Source organism: Robbsia betulipollinis, from assembly GCF_026624755.1.
GTDB classification, from domain to species: domain Bacteria; phylum Pseudomonadota; class Gammaproteobacteria; order Burkholderiales; family Burkholderiaceae; genus Robbsia; species Robbsia betulipollinis.
In genome coordinates, this window is sequence record NZ_JAPMXC010000001.1 from 1388342 (window position 1) to 1414331 (window position 25990).

The following is a 25990-nucleotide window of genomic DNA, read 5'->3' on the forward strand; positions in this document are numbered from 1 at the left end:
GTCATGGCAACGTATCTCGCATTGAAGGTGGTCTGGTGGCTGCTCGTCGGCGTGGTGCTGATCGGCGTGGGCGTCATGGTCGGCATGGACATGGGCGTAGGCACGCTGCTGCGTTACGTGGGCCGCACCGATATCGAACGCCGCGTGGCGCTCAACATCGTCGGGCCCCACTGGGAAGGCAACCAGGTGTGGTTCATCCTCGGCGGCGGCGCGCTGTTCGCCGCGTTCCCGCTGATCTACGGCACGGCGTTCTCGGGCTTCTACATCGTCATGCTGCTGCTGCTCTGGAGCATGATCGTGCGCCCGCTCGCCTTCGAATACCGCAGCAAGCTGCCGGGAGCCGGCTGGCGCAACGGCTGGGACTGGATGCTGCTGGTGAGCGGCTTCCTGCCGATGCTGGTGTTCGGCGCGGCGGTGGGCAATGTCCTGGAAGGCGTGCCGTTTCATTTTTCGTGGAACATGACATCGACCTACTCGGGTAGCTTCCTGGCGCTGTTCAACCCCTTTGCGATCCTCTGCGGCCTGTTGTCGGTGGCGCTGTCGTGCTACATGGGCGCGGCGACCCTCGGCAACGGCGCCGCCGGCGCGATCGCCGAACGCGCCCGCGTGGCGGGGCGGTTCTCGGGCCTCCTGTCCTTCGTGCTGTTCGCGATCGGCGGCGTGTGGCTGCGTCATATCGACGGCTATGCGCTGCAAAGCGGGCCGGCCGGCGGCGCGGTGCAGACGCCGCTGCAGCAAACCGTCGTGCGGCAGGCGGGCGCCTGGAACGACAACTTCGCCGCGCACCCGGCGTTGTGGCTGCTGCCGGGGCTGGCGCTTGCCGCACTGCTCGTGGGCAGCGTCGCGCTGGGGCGCAAGCGGGGCTATCTCGCCTGGTGGCTGGGTCTGGTGGTCTGGGCCGGGGTGATCGGCTCGGTGGGGGCGACCATGTTCCCCTTCATGATGCCGTCGAGCGCCGAACCCTCGCACAGCCTGACCGTCTGGAACGCCAGTTCGAGCGAACTGACGCTGAGCTGGATGCTCGGCTTCACCGTGGTCTTCATTCCGCTGATCGTCTGGTACACGAGCTGGTGCTTCTACGTGATGCGCGGCAAGGTCTCCGCCGAGAAGGTGGCCGCCGATGAACACGCGTATTGAGCCGCGGCTCCCCGCATATCCACCGAGAACATCATGAAAACCTTTGTGCAATTTATGCTGCTGATGGGCATCGGCGTCGTCGCCATCCTGCTCGCCATCATCCTGGGCGACCGGGGCGCCTGGTACCTCGCGTGGATCCTCGGCACGATCGTGATCGTGCTGGTGGCCGCCGCCGCGGGTTTCATGCTCGACACGCAGGACGACGTGCGTCTCGCCGCCGACGATCATGTCGCCCACTGACTGGCTCAAACGCCGCGCGCTCACGGTGCGCGGCCTGATCGGGCGCTCGATGGCGGCCTCGGCGCTGTCGGCGGTGCTGCTGTGCGCCCAGGCCTGGCTGCTGGCGGAGGGCCTGTACGCGGCGTCGTTCCTGCACCGGCCCTGGCAGGAACTGCTGCCTTCGGCCGTCGGGTTCGCCGGCCTCGCGCTCGCGCGCATGGTATTGGGCTGGCTGAGCCGGCACTACGGTTTTCGCGCCGGGCGGCGGCAGGTCGCCGATATCCGTGCGGACCTGCTCGCGCATGTGCAGGCGCTGGGCCCCGCGTGGCTCGCGCGCGAATCGAGCGGCGTCTGGGTGACACGGCTGGTCGATGGCGTGGATGCGCTCGAGGGCTATTACGCCCGGTATCTGCCGCAGAAGGCCGCCGCCTCGCTGCTGCCGTTGGTGGTGCTGGCGGCGGTGTTCCCGGCCGATTGGGTCGCGGGCACCCTGCTGCTGCTCACCGCGCCGCTCGTGCCGCTCTTCATGATCCTGCTGGGCAACGCCGCGGAGCGCGCCAGCCAGCGGCGCTGGACGGTGTTGACCCGGCTCGGCGCGCAATTCGACGACCTGTTGCAGGGGCTGGTGACGCTGCGCCTGTTCGGCGCCGGGGAGCGCGCGCGCCAGTTGCTGGAACACGGCACCGAAACCTACCGGCGCGGCACGATGGCGGTGCTGCGCGTGGCTTTCCTGTCGTCGCTGGTGCTGGAATTTTTCGCCACCGTGAGCATCGCGGTGGTGGCCGTGCTGGTGGGCTTTCGCCTGCTGTGGGGCGAGCAGGTGTTCTCGCATGGCATGTTCGTGCTGCTGCTGGCACCGGAATTCTATTTTCCGTTGCGCGGTCTGGGCGCGTTGCGGCACGTGCGCATGGATGCGCTGGCGATCGCCGCCGACGCGCGCGCGTTGCTGGATATCCCGCTGCCGGCGGGCACGACGGGCCGGGATCGTCCGTCTGGCGATGTGCTGCCGGGCCTCAGTCTGCAACACGTCAGCTTCGCCTACGCGGACGGACGCGGCGCGTTGCGCGACCTGACGCTCGATTTCCCTGCGGGACGCACGACGGCGGTGGTCGGGCCGAGCGGGGCGGGCAAGAGCACGCTGCTGCAATTGCTGCTCGGCCTGGTGCGCCCCCAGCACGGCACGGTATCGGTCAATGGCGTCGCGCTCGACGACCTCGACGCGGAGTGGTGGCATCGGCAGATCAGCTGGGTGCCGCAGCGGCCCCGGCTGTTTGTCGGCACCTTGCGCGAGAACCTGTTGCTCGCGGCGCCCGATGCGAACGCCGCGGCGCTGTCGCGCGCGGCCAGCCGTGCGGGACTCGACCCCGTCATCGCCCGATTGCCGCAGGGTTGGGAGACGCCGCTGGGCGACAACGGCTACGGCCTGTCGGGCGGCGAGGCGCAGCGCGTGGCGCTGGCGCGCGCGCTGCTGCGCGACGCGCCGGTGCTGATCCTCGACGAGCCGACCCAGCAGCTCGACGACGCCTCCGCCGCGATCGTCCATGCCGTCATGGCGGAACTGTCGGCCGCGGGTCGCACCGTCGTGCAGGTCGCGCACCGGATGGCGCTCGCGAGCCGCGCCGATCATGTGCTGGTTCTCCAGAATGGCGCGCTGGTGCAGACGGGTCGTCCCGACGAGCTGGCGCGTGTCGATGGTCTTTATGCCAGCTTGCTGGCCGCGGATGGCATCGCATGACGCAATACGCTTATACGGGGCGCCCAGCGTCCGCATCGCCCGCGCGCGCACCCGTTGCCGTACCGTGCGTCGCACCGCACGTTGCACCGTACCTCGCACCGCACCCCGTGCCCCTACGGACCGTGCCGTCCGCGGCGGTCGCTCCGTCTTCCTGGGCCCTGTTTCGCCGCCTGCTCGGCCTGTTCCGTCCGTACCGGGCGCGGATGGCGCTGGGCGTGCTGCTGTCCACGCTGGCCACGCTGGCGGGCATCGGGCTGATGGGTCTCTCCGGGTGGTTCCTCGCCAGCATGGGGCTGGCCGGCGTGGCCGGTGCCAGCATGGATTACTTCACGCCCGCGGCCATCATCCGCGGCGCGGCGATCGTGCGTACCGCCGGCCGATATGCCGAGCGCCTCGTCAACCACGACCTCACCCTGCGCGTGCTGAGCAGCCTGCGCGTGCACCTGTTCGCGCGGCTGCTGCCGCTGGCGCCGGCCGGCACCGCGTTTCTCGGTCACACGGAACTGTTCTCCCGACTGCGCGCCGACGTCGACCGGCTCGAACACGCGTATCTCGCCGTCTTCCTGCCGATCCTGGTCGCACTGATCGCGCTGCCGCTGGTCACCGTGGTGCTGGCCTGTTACGTCTGGCCGGTCGCCGTGCTCGGCGCGCTGGCCGTGTTGCTGGTCGCGGTCGCGCTGCCGTGGTGGCTGGCCCGGTGCGGCGTCGCGACATCGATCGCCATGGTCGAGACCGAGGCGACATTGCGGGCGCTGACCAGCGACGCGTTGCTGGGCGCCGCGGAATTGCGGATCTACGGCGGCGCTGCCGCGCAGGCGCAGCGCATCGCGGCGCTGACCGCCGCGCATGGACGGCACCGCAGCAAGCTGGACCGCCTGCAGGCCACGGGCGGGGTCCTGGTGACGCTGGCCGCGCAACTCGCCACGGTGACCGGTCTCGTCCTCGGCGCCCGCGCATTGCAACATCACGCCATCGGCCCCGCCGAACTCGCGATGGTGGTGCTGCTGACGCTGGCGCAGTTCGAGGCGGTCGCGAGTCTGCCGGAAGCGATCAGTCAGTTGCGGGCGACGCTGGTCTGCGCGGCGCGCGTGTTCGCGCTGATCGACGCCGAGCCGCGGGTCGCCGATCCGGCCGCGTCCACTGCATTCGCTACGTCCGCCGCGCGCGCCGACCTGCGCCTGCGCGATGTCCATCTCCGCTATGGGGAGGACCGTCCGTGGGCCTTGCGGGGGCTGGACCTCGATCTCCCGGCGGGGCGTCGCATCGCGATCGTCGGCCCGTCCGGCGCCGGCAAGAGCAGTCTGATCGGCGCCTTGCTGCGTTTCCATCCGATTCAGTCGGGAAGCATCGAACTCGCCGGCCGCCCGCTGGACACCTACTCGGGAGACGCGGTGCGCGAGATGATCGCGGTCGTCGAACAGCGCACGCATATCTTCAACGGCAGCCTGCTCGACAACCTGCTGATTGCGCGTCCCGATGCGACCGCCGAACGGATTCGCGAGGTGCTGGGCGCGGCGCAATTGACGGACGTCGTCGCCGGTTTGCCCGAGGGCCTGAACACCTGGCTGGGCGAAGCGGGCGTCCTGCTCTCGGGCGGCGAGGCACGGCGCGTGGCGATCGCCCGCGCCTTGCTGGCGGACCGGCCGATCGTGGTACTCGACGAGCCCACCGAAGGGCTGGATGCGCACGCCGCGCAAGCGCTGTTGGGCGCGTTGGCGCGGTTGACGGCGGGGCGCAGCGTCATCCTGATCACGCATCGGCTGGAAGGGATGGCGAGCCTGGTGGATGCGCGGCTGACGCTGCGCGACGGACGGATCGTGAATTGACTCACGCTTCGGACCGGTTGGCGAACTGGAGTTCCGCCACTTTTCCGGCGTGGATGGTCATGCTGACCACCGTGGCGACGGCGGTCGCCGCGACCAGAAACAGAAACGCGGCGTCGTAGCTTTTGTAATGGGAGACCAGGCCGCCGATCACCAGCGGTGCCACGAAGCCGGCCATCTGACCGCCGAAATTGATCATCCCGGTTCCGGTGCCGATCAGACGTTTTCCCAAAACCTTGGCCGGCAAGGCAAAAGCCGTGGCGAACACGAACGATTTGAAGAAGTACACGATCGACTGGAACGCGATGACGCCGGCAATGGTTTGCGCGTGGTACATCAGGTAAAGAAAAATGCCGGTCAACATGCAGCCGCCCATCATCAGGTATTTCTCGCGCCCGTCGAAACAGCGCGTCATCAACCATCCGCCGCTGGCCGTCGCGATACTCGCCGTGATGAAAGGCAGCGGAACCAGCAAGCCGACGGTCTTCAGGTTCAGGCCGCGGGCGGTGAGAAGATAGGTGGGCATCCATGCATCCAGGCCCTTGTTGACAAGACTCAGGCCGAACCAGACGATCAGTATCTTCCACAACAGCGGCATCCGGAGCAGCGCTTTTTTGTCGACCTTGAGGTCCAGGCGATCCGTCGTGGCGATGGCCTGGCTCGCATCGTCCGCGGTTCGTCTCACGGTCAGCAGATAGACGATGGCGAACAGGATGCCGGCGACACCCATCAGGAAAAACGCCTGGCGCCATCCGGCATAGATGATCAACGGCGCGATGATCAGCGGCGCCAAAAAACTTCCGACGTAGTTCGACGACATCATGAACCCCGTCATCTTCGGACGCTCGGCGCGTGGATAGGCTTCCGCGATGCCTTTCAACGTAGCGGGCGGATAACCGCCCTCGCCGAACCCGAAAACGAAGCGGATGACCAGCAGCGAGGTCAGCGACCAGGCGAAACCGGTGAGAATCGTGAAGAACGACCACAGGATGATGGCCGTCGAGACCACCACCTTGCTGCCGAAACGATCGGCCAGCCAGCCGCCGGGAATCTGCATCAACGCATAACTGAGATAAAACGAACTCAGGACCACGCCCAGTTGTGCGGGACCGAGATGAAAGTCCTTACCGATATGCACCAACGCCAGCGCAATGGCCGAGCGATCGATATAGGAAATCATGTACCCGACATAAAGGAGTGCGAACATCCACACGGGTTTTGCCGTCAGCGTGCTGATCCTGTTCATTTTTCCCATCCGTCCTTCGATTGAGCGGCGCTGCCCCCGATGCCGAACGCGTCGACGCGGTCAGCCGTTACGGAACAGGAAGCTGTACCCGTTCAATGCGGGAACGCCGCCCAGATGGGCATACAGCACTTTCGATCCCTCCGGAAACTCCCCGTTGCGGACCATCTGGATCATGCCGTCCATCGATTTCCCCTCGTACACCGGGTCCGTCAACATCCCTTCCAGCGTGGCGCACAGGCGAATGGCCTCCATCGTGCCGTCGTTGGGGAGGCCGTATTCCGGGCCACCGAAGCGCGTATCGAGAATGACGTCTTCGGCCGTGATCTCCTGACCCAATTCGACCAGTTTCGCCGTGTTTCTCGCGATGCGGAGCACTTGTTCGTGGGTTCTTTCCGGCTTTGCCGACGCGTCGATGCCGATCACGCGCCGGGCCCTGCCATCCTCCGCGAAGCCCACCACCATGCCGGCCTGCGTGCTGCCGGTCACGGCGCACACCACGATGTAATCGAATCTGAAGCCGAGGTCGGCTTCCTGCTGTCGGACTTCCTCGGCAAACGCGACGAACCCCAGGCCGCCCAGTGGATGCTCGGAGCAACCGGCGGGAATGGGGAAGGGCTTGCCGCCCGCCTCACGCACGCTCTGCATCGCGTCTTCCCAGCTCTTGCGAATCCCGATGTCGAAGCCATCCGCGACCATGCGCACATCGGCGCCCATGATGCGCGACATCTGGATATTGCCGACGCGATCGTAGACGGCGTCGGAATAATTCACCCAGTTCTCCTGGACCAAAACGCACTTCATGCCAAGGTGCGCCGCCACCGCCGCCACCTGGCGGGTCTGATTCGATTGAATGCCGCCGATCGACACCAGCGTGTCGCATCCCTGTGCAATCGCCTCCGGAATCAGGTATTCAAGCTTGCGCGTCTTGTTGCCGCCGAATGCGAGGCCACTGTTGCAGTCTTCGCGCTTCGCATACAGGTCGACCTTGCCGCCGAGATGCGCGCTCAGGCGCTTCAAAGGGTGGATGGGCGTCGGACCGAAGGTGAGCGGATAGCGGGGAAAGCGTTTCAGGTCCATGGTGGGGTTCCTCGGTAGATGGGGCAGGGCGGCCAACGCGTCGGCAAGGTAATCGATTACCCCCGAACCGTTGCAGTACACCGAGAAATCGTACAGAATTTGCAAGAAATTTTGCTTGCGAAAATAATGAGTAAAGCGCGTTTTTCCCTGAAAAACGGGATTTTTGTCGCAGAAAAATTGTGAAAAAAGGTGGATAAACACAATGAAAAAAGCACCCCTGTCCCCGGATGAAACGCCGGCAAGCAGACAGACGGACCGCATCGATCGTCAGATCCTGAAGCAGCTGCAAAGCGACGCGTCGATTTCCAACGTCGCGCTCGCGGCCAGGGTCAACCTGAGTGCCGCCGCATGCCTGCGCCGGGTCGAGCGATTGAAGGAGACCGGTCTCATCCGGGCGACGGTCGCGATCCTCGATCCCAAAAAACTGGGTGCCGGCATGCTGGTGCTGATCGGTGTCGTGCTCGACCGTTCCACGCCGGAATCCTTCATGTCGTTCGAGAAGGCCGCACGCAAGGTGCAGGGATGCATGGAATGTCATGTGGTGACGGGCGAGTTCGACTATTTCATGCTGGTGCGAACGCGCGACAGCGAGAGCTTCAACAAGCTGCATGCGGACCAGTTGCTCTATCTGCCCGGCGTGCGTCAGATACGAACGTTCATGGTCCTGCGCGAGATTTTGTCGACGACGGCGCTGCCGCTGTAGGAGGCGAGCGGACGTTGTACGCCGCGACGTGCGGTGCATTCCGCTCGGTTGCCGTGCGGCGCGTGGCGCGCCGGAATTTGGTATCGTGCTTCCTTCTATCGAGAAACGGGAACACGGGATGGATGACATGCCCAGGATCACGCTGGCAGGCGGCGAGCGGGCCGGACCCACCCTGGTATGCCTGCCAGGGGCGATGTGCTCGCCGCACGTGTTCGCCGGGATGGCACGGCTCAGCGGATTCCCGGCCCTGGCGCTTGCCTGGCTGGAAGACGACGGGCCGCACGATCTCGTATCGATCGCCGCCCGCGTGTCCCGCGCCATTACGGATCTGCCGTCGGTGATCCTGGTGGGCCATTCGATGGGCACCCCGATCGCCATGCTCACGGCGCTCCAAGAGGCGGAATCGGGCGGATCGCGCATCCACGGTCTGGTGCTGTCCAACAGCGGCGCGAACACCCGTGGGCACGGCGACATCGCGGCGCTGATCGACCGCATCCGCCACGACTGGAACGCGTCTTTCTGGGACGCGTTCATCGCACGCTGCTTTCATACGCCGCCGTCCCAGCCGCTGCTGGAGCAGGCGCGGCGCTATCCCGGCCGATTGCGGCAGCAGGCGGTGATCGATGTCCTGTCGAGCCAGCAGGAAATGGACTTCCTGCCTCTTCTCGCGCGCCTCTCCGGCACCCCCGTCGCCGTCATCCATGGCCGGCACGACCCGGCACGCACCATCGGGCACGCGCGCGAATTGGCCGATGGCATTGCCGGCGCGCAGCTGCATGTATTCGATACGGGACACACGTCCTGCGCGGAGGATCCCGGGCGATTCGCCGAGGTGCTGCGTGAGACGTTTGGTTGACTGGCCGCGTGGCAAACAGCCATCGCGCGCGAGGCGAGCACGAGTTTAACGACTGCACAGGGTGGGCGGCCGCCATGTGATCTGGCCCGGTATTCACGTACAGCAGGACTACGCTGCTACCTCCAGCGCTTCGACCGTACTGGGTGCTTTATATTTGAGCGCCGAATGTAATCGTATGCGATTGTAGAACCCTTCGATCCACGCCACAATGTCCAGCCGGGCGTCGTCGCGATTCTCGTGATTTTGCTGATATACGCATTCAACCTTCAGCGATTTGAAGACGCTTTCCATTGCACTGTTGTCCCAGCAGTTTGCCCGCCGACTCATCGATTGTTTCATCTGGAAGTCGGCCAGCAGTTGCCGATCCGCTCGACTTGCATATTGTGCGGATTCGCTTTCCAACCATCGAAGCGACGATCCAGTAAATTCGGCGCAATCGGTTTTGTATGATCCGAATCGGTCCTCACGCGGTACGCTCGCTTGTGGACCGGCAGCAAGCACTGGCGGCGCGGGCTTTGCCGGATGCGCTCGTGGCCCGCGCGCGTGCCATCGGCCTCCAAATGCTGCGGGATACGACGCCGACCATACGAGCGGCGGCTGCCGACGTGTATCCGGGCGACTTGCGCATCCAAAAGTGTGTTCTCGCAGGTGCGTTTGCTGGGTGCCCGCACTCGCCATTGGCGGTAACCGGAGCGCGATACACCAAGTTGTCGGCACATCCGGCTGGCGCTAAAAATGTCGCTGTGTCGCGCCATCCAGGTATATTTCACCGCGACTCCTTCGCGAAATATATCGCCGCTTTTTTACGATTTCAAGGTCAAGTTTGGCGTTCGCCAGCTCCCGTCGCAGGCGCGATACCTCAGCTTCGAGTTCTGTTATCGTCATCGCCGCCATCTTGTCCTTGGGTGTGCCTTCCGCCGCCGAGACTGCCTCGCCTCGGCGAGTTCGCCGCACCCGATTACCCACACTGGATTGAGGAATGCCCAGACGTTTGGCCGCTTCGTTTACGCCTACGGACTCTGCAAGGCGCACCGCTTCGACCCTGAACTCGTGCGCATGGCTTCGATTGGAAGCGCCATTTCGTTTATCCATTTCGCTTCTCCGTTCATCAGAAAATACCAAAAGTCTGATGTACGTGGGAACCGGGCCAGATCCGCATCGCGTGGCTCTGGCTGGCCGCCGCGCTCATCTGTTCGCGATTCGTAGATAACCTTCGTTAGGGACTTGATGGCCCTCGCCCAAGACAACCGTTTAATTCAATTAAACGAATGAATTTTTGCCAAATATGAAGCGTGGCGTTTCTCATGAAAATAAACAATGAAATTATTTTCTTTCCTTTTTTCCGGGAAAAGTCGAAACTTCAGAACATACGAAATATTTCGAAATGTTTTCCAGCGCGCCGGCTCTCTGGACTCGGGGAGGCCTCGTCGTCGCTTTTCAATGCTCATGAAAATGTAAAAGAGACAAGATGTTCTCGTAACTCGGACATCCATTTTCTATGGGATCTCGCCCATGACGTCGAGATGGAAACACTCAAATCCCGGAATGTGCTACCGAGCGAATGTCTGTTTTTATGGTTATGCCCAGCGGAATAAATCCTTTTTATCCAGCATGAATCTTCCATGACGGCTGTCACGGCAAATAAATCGCGATGAACAGAGAGTTCCCGTTTTGCAAGAAAAACATCGTGCGGCTTGTCTACGGCGCGTGCATGACGATGAACCTGACAGGTGCGTACGCGGCCTGCACCTCGAGCCCAAGCGCCAACTATGCAGGAACCTGCGTGGTAGCCTCCGGCGCCACCTTCACGGTACCTAGCGGCATCACCGTGTCAGCGACGGCAAGTAACGCGTCGTCGATCCTGCTGAATTCGGGTGTCACCGCGGTGAGCATCAGCAACGCCGGCACGCTTAGCTCTTCGCGGAGCAACGGCGTGTTGGTGAGCGGCGTACTCAGCGGCGCGCTTTCGAACTCCGGCACGATCACGGCGGCGACCAACGGGATCGAGGTCACCGGGAGCGGGGCACGCGTCACGGGTGGAATCGCCAACACCGGTGGCATCACGGTCACGGCCTCGTCGGGCGGTAACTTCGCCGCGGGAATTCAAGTGGCGTCAGGTTCGATCGTGGCCGGAGGGGTCAACAATACCGGCACGATCGCCAGCACGGGAGGCGGGCCGAGCACCGGCATTACGATCACCAACTCTGTGCTCAATGGCAGTCTCGTGAACGCGGCGGGTGGGACGATCACCGCGCAATACGATCTTGACGTGACAAATGGCAGCACCATCAACGGAAACATCGTCAACGCAGGTCTGCTCAAAGGTGATCTTACCACTGGCATCGGCATCTATATCAGCACTGTCAATGGCACGGTGGAGAACACTGGCACGATCAATTCGCGGGATGGCATCGTTGTCAACAACAGCACGCTCACCGGATCGATCGTCAACTCCGGGACCATATCGTACGACAGCGATTTCACCAACATTAATTTATCGGCGGTGACCGTCGGCAGCATTCTCAACACCGGCACGTTATTCGGCATAAATGATGTGTACAACATTTATGCCGCCAGCTCGCATATTGACACCATCGTCAATGCCGGCTCCATTACGGGAGGGAGTGGCTCGGCCGGCATCGATATCGACAGTGGATCGACGATCGGCTCGATTGCCAATACCAGCACGGGCATGGTGAACACGTCCAACGGCATCTATGTCGGCGATAGCACGGTCACCGGCAACATCACGAACGCCGGGATCATCGCAGGCACGGGCGGCAGCGGTATCCAAGTATCTGGCTCCACGTTGTACGGTTTGGTCAACACCGGATCGATTTCCAATGCGAACGGTATCATGCTCGACAGCACTGCGATCGGTGGCGATGTGGTCAACCAAGGCAGCATAACGGGGTCTGCAGAGGGCCTGCTGTTCGACAGCGGCACCACCGTCGCTGGCAGTCTTGCGAACAGCGGCACGATCGTCGGCATGGGCACCGCGGGCATCGCGATCCAGAATGCGACGCTGGCTGGCGAGTTGAGCAATAGCGGCAGCATCACGGGGCAGACGGCGATACTCATCGGCGGTAGCGGAGGCACCACGTCGGTAGGCACGCTAAACAATGCCGCCTCCGGCACGATCGCCGGCACCACCGCGGGCATCCAGGTCAACGAGGCGACGCTGGGCAGTGTCGACAACGCGGGCACGATCTCCGGCGCGCAATACGGTATCCATGTGCAGGACAATGCGGTCACCGGCCCGATCACGAACGGGGCGAGCGGTGTCATCTCGAGCGCCAACGGCTACGGACTCGACGTAACGGACAGTACGGTCAACGGCAGCATCAAGAACGCAGGTGCGATCACGGGTGGCTACGCGGGCGTAGCCGTGGATGCCTCGAAAGTCAACGGCGACATCGTCAATACCGGTGTTATCGCCGGTGGGACGACAGGATTGGCGCTTACGCATTCGACATTGGGTGGCAGGATCGACAATAGCGGCACCATCAGCGGCAACACCGCCATCGACCTATCCAACGCGGGAAGCGTGATCACCGTCGATAATACGGGCGTGTTGAGCGGCTCGGTATCCCTGGGAAATGGAACCTTGAATCTGAACGGCAGCAGCGCGCAGGTTACGGGCGCGGTCGATGGGACGGACGGGTCCGTCGTCAATGTGAACGGCAATTTCACTACTTCGAGTACCTTCGACGTCGGCACGTATGACATCGCCTCGGGCGCAATCCTCGTCGATCTCAACGACATCACCGCCACGCGCGGGGTGAACAATGCGGGCACGCTGGTGGTGAACGCCGCCCATCCAGTCACCATCACGGGCGACTACACGCAGGCCGCGACGGGCGTCTATGCGATTCAAGCCAATAGCCCGATCCTGTACAGCACGCTGACGGTCACGGGAACGGCTACCTTTGCGCCCAATGCGGCCATCAGCGTCAACATCGCCCAGGCAGCGTCGCTGGCGTTGGGCAGCGTGCTTACCGGGGTGGTCAAGGCAGGCACGCTGGACGCGTCGACGTTCAACGTTAGCGACAACAGCATCCTGTTCAATTTCCAGGGCGTGGTCGATGGTGGTAATGTCGACCTGAAAGTGGTTCTGGCGCAAACGGTCTACCAGCAAACCTTCGCGAACCAGAATTTCGCCGGCAGCGGCGCGGCCCACACGTTCGATTATCTCATCGCGAATGGCGCAGCGGGTGAAATGGGCGGTGCCATCACGGCATTGGGCAAGCTCTCGACAAGCCAGCAGGTGTCGGCAGCGGTCAAGCAAACCCTGCCGGCCCTGGACGGTACCGTCGCTCAAAGCGTGACCACCACGCTGAATCAGGTCAGCCGCGTGGTGCAAGCGCGTCAGGAAGAAGCCCCTGGCCTTTTGGCAGGCGATAGCTACCTCTCCGATAAGCATATGTGGGTAAGGCCATTCGGTTCATGGGCGAAGCAAAACGCGGATAACGGCGCATCTGGCTTCACGTCGAATACGTCCGGCATTGTGATGGGCGCCGATGCCGACGTTTCGCCCCATGACCGGATCGGTGCGGCTTTCGCCTACGCCCACGTTCACGCATCGGCCGATGACAGCGATGCTCCGCAGAGCGCGGCGACCGACACCTACCAGGGCATTCTGTATGGCAGCCACAGCCTGGACGCCGTGACCGATATCCATTGGCAGGCCAACGGCGGCTACAACTCCACAGACGCCCGACGCACCATCACGTTCACCGGTACGAACCAGACGGCCACGAGCAGCTTCGGGGGCTGGAACGCCCATGCAGGCGTGGGCCTGGGAAGACTCTTCGCGATGAGTTCCGCGGTATCCTTCATGCCTTCGGCACGCATTGATTACACCACGGTCAAAAACAGCAGCTACGAGGAAAGTGGCGCGGGCGCATTGAGCTTGAATGTGAACAGCCAGCGGGCACAGGAACTGGTCTTCGGCGCCGATGCGAAAGTCTCGTACGCGTCTACCGATACGTTTTCGGTAACCGCGACCGCGGGCATCGGGTACGACGCATTGGCGAAAAATGCGCTGATCGTGTCGTCTTTCTCGGGCGGCGGTCCGGCCTTCTCGACCGAGGGCGTGAGTCCTTCGCATATGCTGGGTCGGGGCGGCGCGGGCTTTACCTATCACACCAAAGCGGGCTGGGAGGTGACGGGACGGTATGATGCCGAGGTGCGCAGCAAATACACGAACCAAACCGTCTCGCTCAAGCTGCGCAAGTTCTTCTAGGGGGGATGGGCTTTGTTGCACAAATAATCTGAGCCCGTAATCTAAATCCGATACACGCGCTTGTGATTCCATGCGAATCCCGTCACGTTACGCAAATACAGATAGCGCAGCCCGAAGCCCCAATTCCGGTTGTTATCGGTCAAACGCAGCAACCAATCAGCGATCTGCTCGTTCTCGTCGTCGCGTCGCCGTTCGTACCGGTAACATGTCTGGCTCACGCCAAGCGCCTCGCAGGCAAGCCGAATCGACACCCCTCGGCGTGCCAATGCGTCACGGGCCGTCTCGCGGCAAGTAGATGGCCTCAGTCTTTTTTGGACAGCGCTTCGGCGATGATCTCTGCCTTGATCTTCTCTTCCACAGACATCTTGCGAAGCCGCGTGTTTTCGGCCTCCAGCTCCTTCATCCGAGCCATCAGCGAGACGTGCATTCCACCCTATTTGCCGCGCCAGTTATAGACGGTCGTCGTGCTGATGCCCAACTCTCTGCATATCTCCGGCACCGCCAAGCCCGATTCCGCTCGCTTGAGCGATCCATGATCTGGCTGTCCGTGAATTTCGACTTCTTCATCCCGTAGAACGCCCTTTGCTGGAATATTCTACTTTCACACCCGCTTACGGCGTGAGGGGATTGCGCGCGCACTGAGCCCTGAAACGGCGCATGCGCGAGTCTGTCGCGCCCCGGCCTCAATGTCTAAACGTTCACGTTCAATTCGCCGGCGACCGCCTCAAGCGTTCGGCCGCCACGCTGCAGGGCTTTCGAGATTGGCTGCTCCTTGAACTCGACAGAATACGTCGGTTTCGTCTTCAATTCACACCTCTGAGTTTTCTTCGTAAAAATTCAGAGGCGACAACCACTTCGACACTGGGGGACAGGCGCATGGGGCCGGCGGCAAGAACGAGCGAAGCACTGCCAATACCCTGGCTGACCTGTGGGTCGGGCCGTCCCTTTGACGGAATTGTCGGATGGCTATGCGTCGACCGCAGTACAATGGAATACACGCCAGGCAGCGACCGCCCATCCTTTCCAGTGGGCGTCCGAAGCGTTGCACCGCGCGCTCTTCAGCAAGGTGAACCGGGCAAATCGTGCATTTGATGAACGTGCCTCCGCATGTTTTCCCGCGTTTTAACGCCAGCGGTTCTTTGAATCATGCCTACTCGTAATCCCATGGATTCCATGCTTCCGGGCGACCCGATGGCCGAAGCCATCACGGCGTTCGACTGGTCGCGCACGGCGCTGGGTCCGATGACTTCGTGGCAACCGGCACTGCGCGTCGCGTTGGACATGGTCATGTCGTCCAGATTTCCGACGTGTCTCATGTGGGGGGGCGAGCTGATCGCCCTCTACAACAACGCGTTCTTGTCGATCCTGGGCTATCGGCAGCGTTCGCTCGGTCAGCCGTTTTCGCTGATCTGGCCCGAGGCATGGGGCGAACTGGCACCCATCGTGTCGCGCGCTCTCATCGGCGAAGCCACCTTCGTCGAGGACTTTCCGCTCGACACCACGCGGCACGGTCATCGGGAACACGCCTATTTCACTTTCTGCCATAGCCCCGTGCGCGACGAGACGGGTGCCATCGTCGGCGTGCTCAATACGGTTGTCGAGACTACGGTCCAGGTCGACGCCCGAAACCGGTTGCGGGGCTTCGCGACGGACCTTGCGGAACAAGTCCGCGCAGGCATCGAGGACCGCGACCGCATGTGGCAATTGTCGTCTGATCTCATGGTGATCGGCGACCTCCAAGGAACCATCATCGCGGTCAATCCCGCCTGGACGCAGATGCTTGGCTGGTCGGAAAGCGAGTTACTCGGTCGGTCCTACATCGATTTCCTCCACCCGGAGGACACCGCCGCCGCGCGGCAGCGGTTTGCGGCGAACGTGCCAAGGGACGGTACCGTGAGCGTGATCAACCGCTACCGCTGCAAGGACGGCGCGTACTGTTGGATCAGTTGGCGCTCGGTGGTGAGCGAAAGCCGAATCACCGCAGTGGGTCGCGACATCACCGAAAACAAGCGGCACGAGGAGGCGTTACGACAGGCCGAGGACCATTTGCGCCAAAGCCAGAAAATGGAGGCGGTGGGCCAATTGACCGGTGGTCTGGCGCATGATTTCAACAATCTGCTGGCGGGCATTACCGGCAGTCTGGAACTCTTGCAGCGCCGCATCGCCGCCCGCCGCTTCGGCGAGCTCGACCGCTACGTCGGCGCGGCGCATCACTCGGCCAAGCGTGCCGCCGCTCTGACGCATCGTCTGCTGGCGTTCGCCCGCCGGCAGACGCTGGAACCCAAACCGGTACGCGTCGAACAGTTGGTATCGGGCATGGCGGAGCTCATCCGGCGCACCACCGGCCCACACATCGCCCTCGAGGTCATCGCGACGGCTAGTCCATGGTTGAGCCTGATTGACCCGCATCAGCTGGAGAGCGCGCTGCTCAACTTGTGCCTCAACGCCTGCGATGCCATGCCCGACGGCGGCTCCTTACGCATCGAGATCGCCAACATGTGGCTCGATGGCCCGCGGACCGACGGGCTCGACATTTCGCCCGGGCCCTACGTGGTGCTGTCGGTAGAAGATTCGGGCACGGGCATGCCGCCGGAGGTGGTGCGGCGCGCCTTCGATCCGTTTTTCACGACCAAGCCCCTGGGCATGGGAACCGGCCTGGGGCTCTCGATGATCTACGGCTTCGTCCGGCAGTCCGGCGGCCAGGCCCATATCTATTCGGAAGTGGGCAAGGGAACCACGGTTCGCCTGTATCTGCCGCGCTACCTTGGCGAAGCAGCCGAGGAAGAGGAGGTGCCCGCACTCCACGAAATGTTCGCGCCGGCAACCGACAAAACGATTCTGCTGATCGACGACGAACCAACGGTGCGGATGCTGATCGCGGATGTGCTCCGCGAACTTGGCTATGCCGTCGCCGAGGCCGCCAACGGCCCGGAAGGGCTTGCGGTGCTGGACGCCGGCGGCTCGGTGGATCTGCTCATCACCGACGTTGGCCTGCCCGGCGGACTCAACGGCCGTCAGGTCGCCGATGCCGTGCGCGCGCGGCATGCGCACGTCAAGGTCTTGTTCATCACCGGCTACGTGGAGAATACCGTGCTCAGCGCTGACCATCCGGACGGCAACCTGCACATTCTGAAAAAGCCCTTCCCGATGGACGACCTGACGCAGCGGGTACGGGTGTTGCTCCACGCGTCTGCCTGACAGTATGTGCGAGCAGCGCGCTTTACTGAACCGGCCAGAGTTTGATAGACACCGACAAGCCGTTCAACGCACCGCGCCACTCAAACTCCCCAGGCGACAGGTTGCTCACGAAGCCGTGTCGGCGATTGGGTTGCAGAACCTTTCAATGTAATCGAACACGTGCGTGGTTGCCATCGCCCCGGCTGGATGGATTCGCCGTTTTATCCGTTTCCCTGCGCATGGTGCTTGGCGTAGCGGACGATTTCCGCGTGCGTCGCGAACCAGGCGCCGCGTTCGCGCGCATAGCGGATGATCTCTTCCATGATCCAGATACGCGAACGCGCCGAGATGATGTGAGGATGCATCGTCAACTGGAACAGACCGCCGTCTTCCAGTGCACCGTCCAGCTCCGCGCGGAAGATCTCGAACACGTCGCGCGGCGGCGTGTAAGGTCGCAGCGACTGGAAGCGATTCATCGAGAAGTACACCGCGTCGTCGCGAATCCATTCGACCGGCAGTTCGACCACGCTGGTCGGCTCGCCGTCGAGCAGCAGCTCGTAACAGTCTTCGTCGGCCATGAGCGACGAGTCGTATTCGAGACCCATTTCCACGGCGATGCGCAGCGTATGCGGGCTGAAATCCCATGACGGCGTGCGCATGCCCACAGGCCGCACGCCGGTGATCCCGGTCAAGGCGTCGGACGCCCGCAGCATCAGGTCTTTCTCGGCCTCATAGGACAGCACCGAGTTGAGTTCGTGAATCCAGCCGTGCAGACCGATTTCGTGGCCGCTTTCCACCAGCCGCTTCTGCTCCTCGGGATACAGCAGGGCCGACACCGCGGGCACGTAGAAACTGGCCGACACGTCGTACTTCTGCAATATCCTTTCGATACGGGGAATGCCGACCCGATTGCCGTATTGGCCCCAGCTCATGCGCCCGTACGATTTTCCGCCGTCGCGCAGTTCGTTCGTCTCGTGATCGCTGTCGAACGAGAGCGCCACGGCGCACGGCGCATCGCCAGGCCAGCGGTTCGGGCGCAACGATGCGCCGGCACGCACGTGGTCCACCGTCTTGCGCCACTGCGCTTCCGGCCATTGCCACGGCTCGAGGGGGCTCTGCGGATTCGCTACGTCGTTCATGTTCGATGCTCCTGGAGTGCGATTTATTTTCCGCCGTCGACGGAGATGATCTGGCCGTTCACGAAGGCGGCCAGCGGAGAAGCCAGCCATACGACGGCATGGGCGATGTCTTCGGGCGTGCCGAGACGGCCCAGTGCGATGCTGCGCATGAACGCGGCCTGTTTCTCCGGACCCATCGCATGCCATTGCGCCTCGGTCGCGGCGTTCGTGCGCACGAAGCCGGGCGCGACCGAATTCACGCGAACGCCGAACGGTCCGAGTTCATGCGCCAGTTGACGCGTGAGTCCGAGTACCGCGTGCTTCGACGCGCAATAGGCTTGCACGCCGGTGAGCGACGCCTGCAGCGCGGCGCCGGAACTGATGTTGACGATCGCCGCCTTGCCCTTGCGCTTCATCCCGGGCGCGACCGCGCGGCTCACCGCGAACACGGTCCCCAAATTGACCGCGAGAATGCCGTCCCATTCGTCGTCGCCGACCTCCTCGATGGGCTTGTGCGCGTGTCCCAGCACACCGCCGGCGTTGTTCACGAGCACGTCCACGTTGCCGGCGCTCGCCCGCTCGATCGACGCGATCCATTCGCCTGCAGCGTCGCGTCGGATAAGATCGACCGCGCTCGTCGCGATGCCTTGCCGGGTCAGCGGCGCCAGCGCCTCCCGATCGACATCGGTGGCGAACACCGATGCGCCCAATGCGTGAAACTGCAAGGCGATCGCTTGACCGAAGCCGCTGCCCGCGCCGGTCACGGCCACGACCTGACCGTCGAAGGAAATGTCCATGTTTAGAGCAGTGCCAGAAGATTGTCGTCGGACAGGGGACGGCGGCCGTCCTCGATCTCGTGAATGAGGTGTTGCAGCGCGCCGAGCGTGGGCGTCGCGATGCGATGCACCGCGCCGATGCGCACGACTTCGCCCACCTGCATGTCCACTTCGGTCTTGCGTTTGCGCACCGCGAGATCGCGCCAGATGCCCGAGTGGGTTTTTGCGTTCGGCCGGTTGAACGCCACCATCGCGTCGACCGTGGCTTGCAGCTGTTCATCGCTCGCCTGCGTCTCGAACGCGGCCGGATCGAACCCGTTGAAGCCCTGCGGCGTGATGCGTTCGGCTTGCGCGACGCGCATCACTTCGCTGCCGATGCGCTTCCACAGGGGCAACAGTTCCGGGCGCGCGAGGCAGTCCGCGATGCCGAGGTTGCCGATGGCCTGCGCGTGCAACAGCGCGCCATAGCCCAGCTTGCCCCACAGGAAGGACCAGATGTCGGCGGTCGCGATCGCGTCCGGCTCGAAGTGGCGCATGTCGGCGAGCAGTCGTTCGAGTCGTGGCGTTTGTTTGCCATCGATCTCGCCGAGCACGACGGCGCCGCGATTGCCGTACAGAATCTCGCCCGGGCCATGCCAGTCCGCGCCGAAGTTGACGAACGCGCCGACCGTGCGCGCGACGCCCACCGTCTCGGCGATATAGCGCTCGCACAGACCGTTTTGCAGCGACAGCACATAACCGTCGTCGGCCAGGAAGGGCAGGAGTGTTTCGCAGGCGCCGACGGTATGTTGCGCTTTCACGCACAGAAAGATGCGGGAGTATCGGCCGGTCAGTTCTTCGGGCGTGAAGGCCGGCGCCGTCATCGTGAATGCGTCGACGGGCCCCGTTATCGCGAGTCCTTGCAACGGCGTGCGGATCGCTTCGACGTGATCGGTCACGACATCGACGAAGGTGACGTCGTAGCCGGCCCGCTTCAGGTAGGCGCCGATGGTGCCGCCGATCGCGCCGGCGCCCCAGATCAGGATATCTTTGGTCATGCAGTCCTCTACTTCAGTGGATGGTGCGCGGTCTCGCGCATGCCGAGTACGACTGCGCCGGATACCAGGGCCGCGGCAATCAGGTAATAGGTGGGTGCGATCGAAGAACCGGTCTTCTGGATCAGCGCGGTGGCGATGAACGGGGCGAAGCCGCCGAAGATGGCCGTCGCGAGGCTATAGCCGATCGACAGCAACGTGGTGCGCGAGCGCGTCGGGAACAGTTCGCACAGCGCCGATGGCGCGGCGCCCGAGAACGCGGCGATGAACAGGTTGAACACGATCTGGATTGCGAGCACGGTGGCAAAGCCCGGACGACCCAGGATCACGCTGAACAGCGGATAGCTGAGTACCACGAAGGCCGCGCAGCACGCCAGCAGCAGGGGTCTGCGTCCGATGCGATCGGACAGCCAGCCGCACAACGGCGTAACCAGCACCAGCGCGACAAGCGCGATCGAGTTCGACGCCAACGCTTGCGACTGGCTGAGGCCGGCCTGCTTGGTGAGGAATGTCGGCATGTAGGACAGCATCACGTAATACGACACGGTCCAGATGATGGTGAAGCCGAACGCCGTCGCCATCATTTTCAGCGGCGAGACGCGCTCCGTGGGCGCGACCTCCGGTTCCTGCTGCGCGCGCTGGAAGGCCGGCGTTTCTTCGAGCGTGCGTCGCATGTAGACGCCGACCACCAGCAGGAGGCCGCCGAGCAGGAACGGCAGACGCCAGGCCCAGGCATCCATCTGTGCGGCGCTGAAGATGCCGGTGATCGCCGTGACCACCACGCTCGACAACAGACTCGATGCCGCGATCGACGCCTGGCCGAAGCCGCCGTATATCCCGCGCTTGCCGGCCGGCGCCGATTCCACGATCAGCGAGGTCGAACTGCCCCATTCGCCGCCCGCCGCCAGCCCTTGCAACAGCCGCAGGACGACCAGCAGCACGGGCGCCGCGACGCCGATCGCGTCGTATGTCGGCAACAGGCCGATGCCCACCGTGCCGAGCGCCATGCCGAAGATGGTGATCTGCAACGCGACGCGCCGGCCGAGCGTGTCCGCGATCCGCCCGATGATCGCCCCGCCGAGCGGACGCGCGAGGAAGCCCACGCCGAAGGTCGCGAAGCTGGCGAGCAGCCCGGCAACCTCGTCACCCTGGAAGAACTTGCGGGCGAGCGTCGCGGCGAGGAACGCGTAGACGATGAAGTCGTAGTACTCGAGGACGTTGCCGATCATCGCCGCGGCGAGTTGCTTGATCGGACGCACCGGCCGGCGGTCGCGCTGACCGAGTGTGGCTGCCGCAGGGGTATCGGTGATGCTCATTGGGTCCGCCGTTTGAGGGAATGGATCGCTTGCCGAAAGGATGCAACGGGGATTCCGACTGTGCTATCGTTCATATATAGGAACGACGTTTATTATTAAAAACATGTTTTCATGCGCAAATTCGAGCGGATATAGGGGTTAGTACCTACCTTGATCGGCGGATCGCGCCGGATTCCGGCGGAATGGATGTGAAGAGATGTCGCGTATCATCCGGCGCGTCGCCGTGACAACGCAGGCGGCATGGCCTGAACCTGAATAGCGAAGAGAAAACAATGAGCGATGTGGTTCGTTCCGCAGCCCGGGTGCTGGATCTGCTCGAGTATCTGTCCGAGCGCGAGGGCGCCGTGACGCTGGCCGCCCTGACGCAGGCGTTCGGCATGCCGAAAAGCAGCATGCTCGGGCTGTTGCGAACCCTGTGCGCGCGCGGCTACGCGATGCGCGACGCACAGGGCGCCTATTGCATGAATCCTTATTTCCGCGAGCACGGCTTCGGCTGGAACGGCGACCGGATCGCACGACTGTGCGCGATGGCCGACCCGGTGATGCGCGCGTTATCCGAAGAGCTCGGCGAGACGGTGAGTCTTGGGCTGCTGATGGACGACGGCAACGTGAAAGTGCTGAAGCAGTCTTTGTCGAGCCAGCCTGTTCGTTACGAAGCTCGCGAGAATCACATTTTCCCGGCGTTCTGTACGGCGATGGGCCGGGTGCTGATGTCCACGCTCGGCGACGTCGACCGCGAACGGATCCTTGGCCAGCAGCCCGTCGTGGCAGTGACTTCCTTCACCGTTACCGATCCGGTGCGTATTCGCGGGATCATCCGCCAGGCGGGAGAGGACACATACTGCGTGGTCGAAGACGAGTCCGATCTCGGCGGTACGGGTGCGGCCGCCTGCCTCTCTTCGGGGCCCGGGCGGCCGCTGATCGCACTGAATATCTCGTGCATTTCCGCGCGCTTTCGGGCGAAGCGCGATGCGGTGGTGGCCGCGCTGCTTCGCGAGACGGCGGCGCTGCGAGCGGTGATCGAACGCTGAAATCCGGCGTGAAGCGGGTGAGCCGGCCCGCTGGCCGCGCGGTTCGTTTCACGGGAAATCGGCCGGGCGGTGTCGAGCGCCGAAAGCCACGCATACCCATCAGCGGCGCATCTCCTGCTGAAAAATGCGCAGGCTTTCTTTCTTGGTGGCGATGAATTGCGGCTGTGACAAGGTGTCGACGGTGCGAGGCCGCGCTTCGTCGTACGACAGCATTTCCGCGACGCGGGTCGGGCGTTTCGTCAGCAGCAATATATGGTCCGCCAGATACACCGCTTCCTCCAGATCGTGCGAGACCAGCATCATGGTCGTACCGGTCCGCATGAACACCTCCTGCAGTTTCTCGCGAATGAACAGGGTCATCTCGAAATCCAGCGCGGAGAAGGGCTCGTCCAGGAAGAGTACCTCCGGTCCCGGGGCGAGCGCGCGCATGATCGATGCGGTTTGCTGTTGACCCCCGGACAGTTCATACGGGTAGCGCTTCAAATCGAACCTGACGTCGAAGGATGCCACCAGTTCGGCCATGCGTCTGTCGACTTCCGCCTTGCCTTTACCCTCCAGTATCAACGGATATGCGATGTTGTCGATCGTGCGCATCCAGGGGAACAACGCTTCCCGATAGTTTTGAAACACATACCCTACCCGCGTGTCGCGCAGGGGTTTGCCGTCGAATAGAATTTCACCGCGATCGATGGGTACCAGGCCCGCGATCATATTGATCAGCGTGCTCTTGCCGCATCCATTGGGGCCGAAGATCGAAACGATCCCGTTCTTCGGAATATCGAGATCGAAGTTTTCATAGAGCGGCCAGCCCGCGAAATATTTGCACAAGCCCCGGATGGTGATATGCGTCCCTGCCGGTCCCGGCCGGAATGGCGAAGTAGGAACATCGGCATACGGCGCCGGATGGAGCAGGGGACGCGATTGTCCGTCGGTGGCTTCGATCATGGCTTATCTTCCGCTCCAATGCACCACGCGCCGCTCCAGCAGCAGGAAGACGATGTTCAAAACGTAACCCAGCAAGCCCGCGGACAGGATCGCGGCATACATGGTTTTGACGTTCAGAACCTGTTGCGCATCGATGATCGCGTGCCCCAGGCCGCTTTCGGAGCCGATGAACATTTCCGCTACGATGACGATCACCAGCGCCATGGATACCGCCGAGCGCAGGCCGACAAAGCTGGGCTGCAAACTTTCCCAGAGCAGCACGTCCCTGAAGATTCGCCAGCGCGATGCGCCCATGACCCTGGCCGCCATTACCCGCTGCTTGCGCGCGTTCATCACTCCGTAGGCGCTGTTGAAGATGACGATCAGGACGGCGCCGAACGCAGCGATCGCCACCTTGTTGATATCCGACGTGCCAAAGATCAACAGGAACAGCGGGATCAATGCGGATGACGGCGTCGAGCGGAAGAAATCGACAAGAAACTCCACGCTTCTGTACGCGCGCTGATTGCTGCCCAGCAGAATGCCCAGGGGCATGCCGATGACGGCCGCGATAAGGAACGCTTCCAGCGTCCGGCCGCATGTGATCAGAAAGTCCTGCAACAGGGAACCTCCCGCCAGACCGACGATCAGGGTGACCAACGCATCTTTCGGGCTGGGAAGCAGGATGGTCTTGATCAGACCGGCCCGCACCACCAGGTCCCAGACGATGAACAGCACGATCGGACCGATGAAGGGAAGCACCCGGTCGAGCAACAGGGGCTTGGGCGCAGCGTCCGTGGATGCCGTGGGCATCCACCCGGGGGGCGGGGTCGGATGTGCCGCGGGCCGCGGCGGGGGCACCTTGTTCATTTTTTCATGCCCTGTAGAGAAGGGGGCGGACGTCCACCTTCTGCGAGAAGACTTTCCTGTCGGTGAACAGGTCGTAGAATTTCTGGAAATAGTCCGCGTCGCTCGGTTTGAACTCGTCGTACATCATGTAGGCCGCCAGCGGGACTTCCCGGGTCAACGGTCCCTCTATCGCGGTATAGCCCTTCAGGTATTGCCGCGCGTCGTCCGGTTGTTCGCGCACGAAGGTCACGCCGCGCCTGTACGCCGCAATGAACCTGGTGGCGGCGGCCGGATTTTTCCTGATGAAATCGCTGGTCAGCGTGGCGGCACCGCCATGCCAGGGCGCCATGGGATCGCCCAGAATGTAATGCGACACCACGCCGGCTTCGAGCGTGCGCGTCGTGCCGTTCAAGCGACCCACCGTTCCCGTGGGTTCCAGCGTATAGCAGCCGTCCACCTGCCCGGCCGCGATGGCCGCCACGTGCTGCGCAATCGGCAGTTCGATCACGTTGGCACCTTTTGCCCCCGCACGTTCGAGCATGGTCCTGGCCAACGTCACGTTCTGGATGCCCGGGCCGCATGCCACTTTTTTTCCGGCCAGGCCCGCCGCGCTCGACACCGTACTGGCCTTCGGCACCAGAAACTCTTCGAGTACGTTCTTCACATTGCTGGGGTTCGTGCAGAAAATCTTGAACAGTCCGGGCTGGGCGATTGCGCCAATGCCCAGATTCGCCGTGCCGACACCGTTCGCGCTGCCATCTCCGCGACCGGACAGCATCGCCTCCATCACCTGTTGCGCGCCCGCGAAGCGCAGGGGCGCCACATCCAGTCCGGCTTCCTTGAAGTAACCCTTTTCGATGGCGGCAAAGAAGGGGAGCCCGGCGGCAACCGGCCAGTACCCGATCCGAACCTTCGGCGTGCCTTGCGCATGCACCCAGGGCGCCGCGAGGGTACCCAGCGCAGCGGCGGCGCCTGTCAACAAAATGCGCCGGCGAGTCGGATCGCTCGTCTCCGTTTTTGTCTCTGTCTTTGTCTTTGTCTCTGTCACGGGCGCCGAGATGGCGGAGGGAGGCGAGCGACGCATGTAAACTCCAGGGGCGAATGGGAATCACGTCCTATGGAGACTACCTGAACAAAAACACAGGCTTGTGTACCTGGTAAAAAAGTCGCGGCGCGTTCGAGGCCGAGCAAATCCTCGCTCCGCTGGTGCCGATGAAACGGGTACCTTCCCCTGGGAATCTCTCGCGGCATGAAAGTGGGCGACGCCCTACGCTCGGCATATCGGCCGCCCGCCGGTCTGGTTCAACCGCCGTTCGTAAAACGGGTCAATTCGCGCAATGGCGCAATTCCGGCGAATTCGAGATCCGGCGCGGGAACGACGGGATCGAGGGCCACGTGGCGTCGATTGATCCAGGCAATGGGAATGCCGAGCGGTTTGCCGCCAACCATGTCGGTGTACTGCGATTGACCGCAGTGCAGGATCCGGTCGGGCGGCAGCCCGGATTTGGAAAGCAGGAATTCTCGGTCTACCCGTGTTCCCGGAACGCCTTGACGTCGATGCGCTGTCCGCCGGATTCATCGAGGATGTTCTGAAAGGCCGCGTACGAGCCGTTTCGAACGTCGATGAGGGTGCCGAACACATCGAATGAAACGAGTCGGGTGGTGCGAAGGGTACCCTCCGAGAGGGAAGTCAATGAGCGAAGAGACATCGCCGATAGGTCCTG

The 25990-nt window shown here is 63.1% G+C and carries 20 protein-coding genes and 2 pseudogenes; 9 read left to right on the forward strand and 13 right to left on the reverse strand.

What is annotated here, in order from left to right:
* Positions 1-3 precede the first annotated feature (3 nt).
* The 4 genes from cydB to cydC all read left to right on the forward strand — a co-directional run bounded on the left by cydB (position 4) and on the right by cydC (position 4917).
* On the forward strand, positions 4-1137 hold the full coding sequence (gene cydB, locus OVY01_RS06120) for a cytochrome d ubiquinol oxidase subunit II (protein WP_267846447.1): 1134 nt from the start codon (positions 4-6) through the stop codon (positions 1135-1137).
* 33 nt (positions 1138-1170) lie between these two features.
* Positions 1171-1377 carry a hypothetical protein gene (locus tag OVY01_RS06125; RefSeq protein ID WP_267846450.1) on the forward strand — a complete coding sequence of 69 codons (207 nt, stop codon included), beginning with the start codon at positions 1171-1173 and terminating at the stop codon, positions 1375-1377.
* Complete coding sequence (cydD, locus tag OVY01_RS06130; RefSeq protein ID WP_267846451.1) at positions 1364-3091, forward strand: thiol reductant ABC exporter subunit CydD; 1728 nt, start codon at positions 1364-1366, stop codon at positions 3089-3091. The genes OVY01_RS06125 and cydD overlap by 14 nt, the downstream gene beginning before the upstream one ends.
* Before the next feature lie 107 nt (positions 3092-3198).
* Complete coding sequence (gene cydC / locus OVY01_RS06135) at positions 3199-4917, forward strand: thiol reductant ABC exporter subunit CydC (protein ID WP_267846452.1); 1719 nt, start codon at positions 3199-3201, stop codon at positions 4915-4917.
* 1 nt (position 4918) lies between these two features.
* Here cydC and OVY01_RS06140 read toward each other — a convergent pair whose 3' ends face one another.
* Both OVY01_RS06140 and OVY01_RS06145 read right to left on the reverse strand, forming a co-directional pair.
* A complete protein-coding gene (locus OVY01_RS06140) occupies positions 4919-6160 on the reverse strand; it encodes an MFS transporter (protein WP_267846453.1) in 1242 nt (413 codons plus the stop codon).
* A gap of 60 nt (positions 6161-6220) precedes the next feature.
* A complete protein-coding gene (locus OVY01_RS06145; RefSeq protein ID WP_267847680.1) occupies positions 6221-7237 on the reverse strand; it encodes a 1-aminocyclopropane-1-carboxylate deaminase in 1017 nt (338 codons plus the stop codon).
* Positions 7238-7439: 202 nt separating this feature from the next.
* Here OVY01_RS06145 and OVY01_RS06150 point away from each other — a divergent pair, with 202 nt between their 5' ends.
* Entirely contained in the window at positions 7440-7940 is a 501-nt protein-coding gene (locus OVY01_RS06150; protein WP_267846454.1) for an Lrp/AsnC family transcriptional regulator, read from the forward strand.
* 118 nt (positions 7941-8058) lie between these two features.
* Positions 8059-8796, forward strand: coding sequence for an alpha/beta fold hydrolase (locus OVY01_RS06155; RefSeq protein ID WP_267846457.1), 738 nt, complete (start codon positions 8059-8061; stop codon positions 8794-8796).
* A gap of 108 nt (positions 8797-8904) precedes the next feature.
* Here the strand turns inward: OVY01_RS06155 and OVY01_RS06160 are convergent.
* A pseudogene (locus OVY01_RS06160) lies at positions 8905-9888 on the reverse strand (integrase core domain-containing protein).
* Between the two features lie 559 nt (positions 9889-10447).
* Between OVY01_RS06160 and OVY01_RS06165 the strand changes: the two are divergent.
* Entirely contained in the window at positions 10448-14041 is a 3594-nt protein-coding gene (locus OVY01_RS06165) for an autotransporter domain-containing protein (RefSeq protein WP_267846458.1), read from the forward strand.
* 44 nt (positions 14042-14085) lie between these two features.
* Here the strand turns inward: OVY01_RS06165 and OVY01_RS06170 are convergent.
* Positions 14086-14608 (reverse strand): annotated as a pseudogene (locus OVY01_RS06170) (transposase); the annotation flags it as partial.
* Between the two features lie 597 nt (positions 14609-15205).
* Between OVY01_RS06170 and OVY01_RS06175 the strand changes: the two are divergent.
* Complete coding sequence (locus OVY01_RS06175) at positions 15206-17239, forward strand: hybrid sensor histidine kinase/response regulator (RefSeq protein WP_267846459.1); 2034 nt, start codon at positions 15206-15208, stop codon at positions 17237-17239.
* Between the two features lie 200 nt (positions 17240-17439).
* Here OVY01_RS06175 and OVY01_RS06185 read toward each other — a convergent pair whose 3' ends face one another.
* The 4 genes from OVY01_RS06185 to OVY01_RS06200 are packed head-to-tail and all read right to left on the reverse strand — an operon-like array spanning position 17440 to position 21462.
* On the reverse strand, positions 17440-18357 hold the full coding sequence (locus OVY01_RS06185; RefSeq protein ID WP_267846461.1) for a polysaccharide deacetylase family protein: 918 nt from the start codon (positions 18355-18357) through the stop codon (positions 17440-17442).
* Between the two features lie 23 nt (positions 18358-18380).
* Complete coding sequence (locus OVY01_RS06190; protein ID WP_267846463.1) at positions 18381-19133, reverse strand: SDR family NAD(P)-dependent oxidoreductase; 753 nt, start codon at positions 19131-19133, stop codon at positions 18381-18383.
* A gap of 2 nt (positions 19134-19135) precedes the next feature.
* The gene (locus OVY01_RS06195; protein ID WP_267846465.1) at positions 19136-20149 is read right to left on the reverse strand and encodes a ketopantoate reductase family protein; all 1014 of its coding nucleotides are present in this window, start codon (positions 20147-20149) and stop codon (positions 19136-19138) included.
* Between the two features lie 8 nt (positions 20150-20157).
* A complete protein-coding gene (locus tag OVY01_RS06200; protein WP_267846466.1) occupies positions 20158-21462 on the reverse strand; it encodes an MFS transporter in 1305 nt (434 codons plus the stop codon).
* Between the two features lie 302 nt (positions 21463-21764).
* On the opposite strand from OVY01_RS06200, the gene OVY01_RS06205 reads away from it, so the two are divergent.
* Positions 21765-22493, forward strand: a complete 729-nt coding sequence (locus OVY01_RS06205; protein WP_267846467.1) for an IclR family transcriptional regulator — start codon at positions 21765-21767, stop codon at positions 22491-22493.
* A gap of 99 nt (positions 22494-22592) precedes the next feature.
* Here the strand turns inward: OVY01_RS06205 and OVY01_RS06210 are convergent, their stop codons facing one another.
* From OVY01_RS06210 to OVY01_RS06230, 5 genes are all read right to left on the reverse strand, one after another.
* Positions 22593-23438, reverse strand: coding sequence for an ABC transporter ATP-binding protein (locus OVY01_RS06210; RefSeq protein ID WP_267846468.1), 846 nt, complete (start codon positions 23436-23438; stop codon positions 22593-22595).
* A gap of 3 nt (positions 23439-23441) precedes the next feature.
* Positions 23442-24230 (reverse strand): ABC transporter permease, encoded by a 789-nt coding sequence (locus OVY01_RS06215; protein ID WP_267847681.1) that lies wholly within the window; start codon positions 24228-24230, stop codon positions 23442-23444.
* Positions 24231-24291: 61 nt separating this feature from the next.
* The gene (locus OVY01_RS06220; RefSeq protein WP_432422188.1) at positions 24292-25350 is read right to left on the reverse strand and encodes an ABC transporter substrate-binding protein; all 1059 of its coding nucleotides are present in this window, start codon (positions 25348-25350) and stop codon (positions 24292-24294) included.
* A 218-nt stretch (positions 25351-25568) separates the two neighbouring features.
* The gene (locus tag OVY01_RS06225; protein ID WP_267846472.1) at positions 25569-25715 is read right to left on the reverse strand and encodes a hypothetical protein; all 147 of its coding nucleotides are present in this window, start codon (positions 25713-25715) and stop codon (positions 25569-25571) included.
* 77 nt (positions 25716-25792) lie between these two features.
* A complete protein-coding gene (locus OVY01_RS06230) occupies positions 25793-25975 on the reverse strand; it encodes a hypothetical protein (RefSeq protein ID WP_267846474.1) in 183 nt (60 codons plus the stop codon).
* Between the last annotated feature and the right edge of the window lie 15 nt (positions 25976-25990).

Coding starts and splice junctions, on each gene's coding strand:
- cydB (WP_267846447.1), top strand. CDS start 4: ATGGCAACGTATCTCGCATTGAAGGTGGTCTGGTGGCTGCTCGTCGGC.
- OVY01_RS06125 (WP_267846450.1), top strand. CDS start 1,171: ATGAAAACCTTTGTGCAATTTATGCTGCTGATGGGCATCGGCGTCGTC.
- cydD (WP_267846451.1), top strand. CDS start 1,364: ATGTCGCCCACTGACTGGCTCAAACGCCGCGCGCTCACGGTGCGCGGC.
- OVY01_RS06140 (WP_267846453.1), bottom strand. CDS start 6,160: ATGAACAGGATCAGCACGCTGACGGCAAAACCCGTGTGGATGTTCGCA.
- OVY01_RS06145 (WP_267847680.1), bottom strand. CDS start 7,237: ATGGACCTGAAACGCTTTCCCCGCTATCCGCTCACCTTCGGTCCGACG.
- OVY01_RS06150 (WP_267846454.1), top strand. CDS start 7,440: ATGAAAAAAGCACCCCTGTCCCCGGATGAAACGCCGGCAAGCAGACAG.
- OVY01_RS06155 (WP_267846457.1), top strand. CDS start 8,059: ATGGATGACATGCCCAGGATCACGCTGGCAGGCGGCGAGCGGGCCGGA.
- OVY01_RS06165 (WP_267846458.1), top strand. CDS start 10,448: ATGAACAGAGAGTTCCCGTTTTGCAAGAAAAACATCGTGCGGCTTGTC.
- OVY01_RS06175 (WP_267846459.1), top strand. CDS start 15,206: ATGGATTCCATGCTTCCGGGCGACCCGATGGCCGAAGCCATCACGGCG.
- OVY01_RS06185 (WP_267846461.1), bottom strand. CDS start 18,357: ATGAACGACGTAGCGAATCCGCAGAGCCCCCTCGAGCCGTGGCAATGG.
- OVY01_RS06190 (WP_267846463.1), bottom strand. CDS start 19,133: ATGGACATTTCCTTCGACGGTCAGGTCGTGGCCGTGACCGGCGCGGGC.
- OVY01_RS06195 (WP_267846465.1), bottom strand. CDS start 20,149: ATGACCAAAGATATCCTGATCTGGGGCGCCGGCGCGATCGGCGGCACC.
- OVY01_RS06200 (WP_267846466.1), bottom strand. CDS start 21,462: ATGAGCATCACCGATACCCCTGCGGCAGCCACACTCGGTCAGCGCGAC.
- OVY01_RS06210 (WP_267846468.1), bottom strand. CDS start 23,438: ATGATCGAAGCCACCGACGGACAATCGCGTCCCCTGCTCCATCCGGCG.
- OVY01_RS06215 (WP_267847681.1), bottom strand. CDS start 24,230: ATGCCCACGGCATCCACGGACGCTGCGCCCAAGCCCCTGTTGCTCGAC.
- OVY01_RS06220 (WP_432422188.1), bottom strand. CDS start 25,350: ATGCGTCGCTCGCCTCCCTCCGCCATCTCGGCGCCCGTGACAGAGACA.
- OVY01_RS06225 (WP_267846472.1), bottom strand. CDS start 25,715: ATGGTTGGCGGCAAACCGCTCGGCATTCCCATTGCCTGGATCAATCGA.
- OVY01_RS06230 (WP_267846474.1), bottom strand. CDS start 25,975: ATGTCTCTTCGCTCATTGACTTCCCTCTCGGAGGGTACCCTTCGCACC.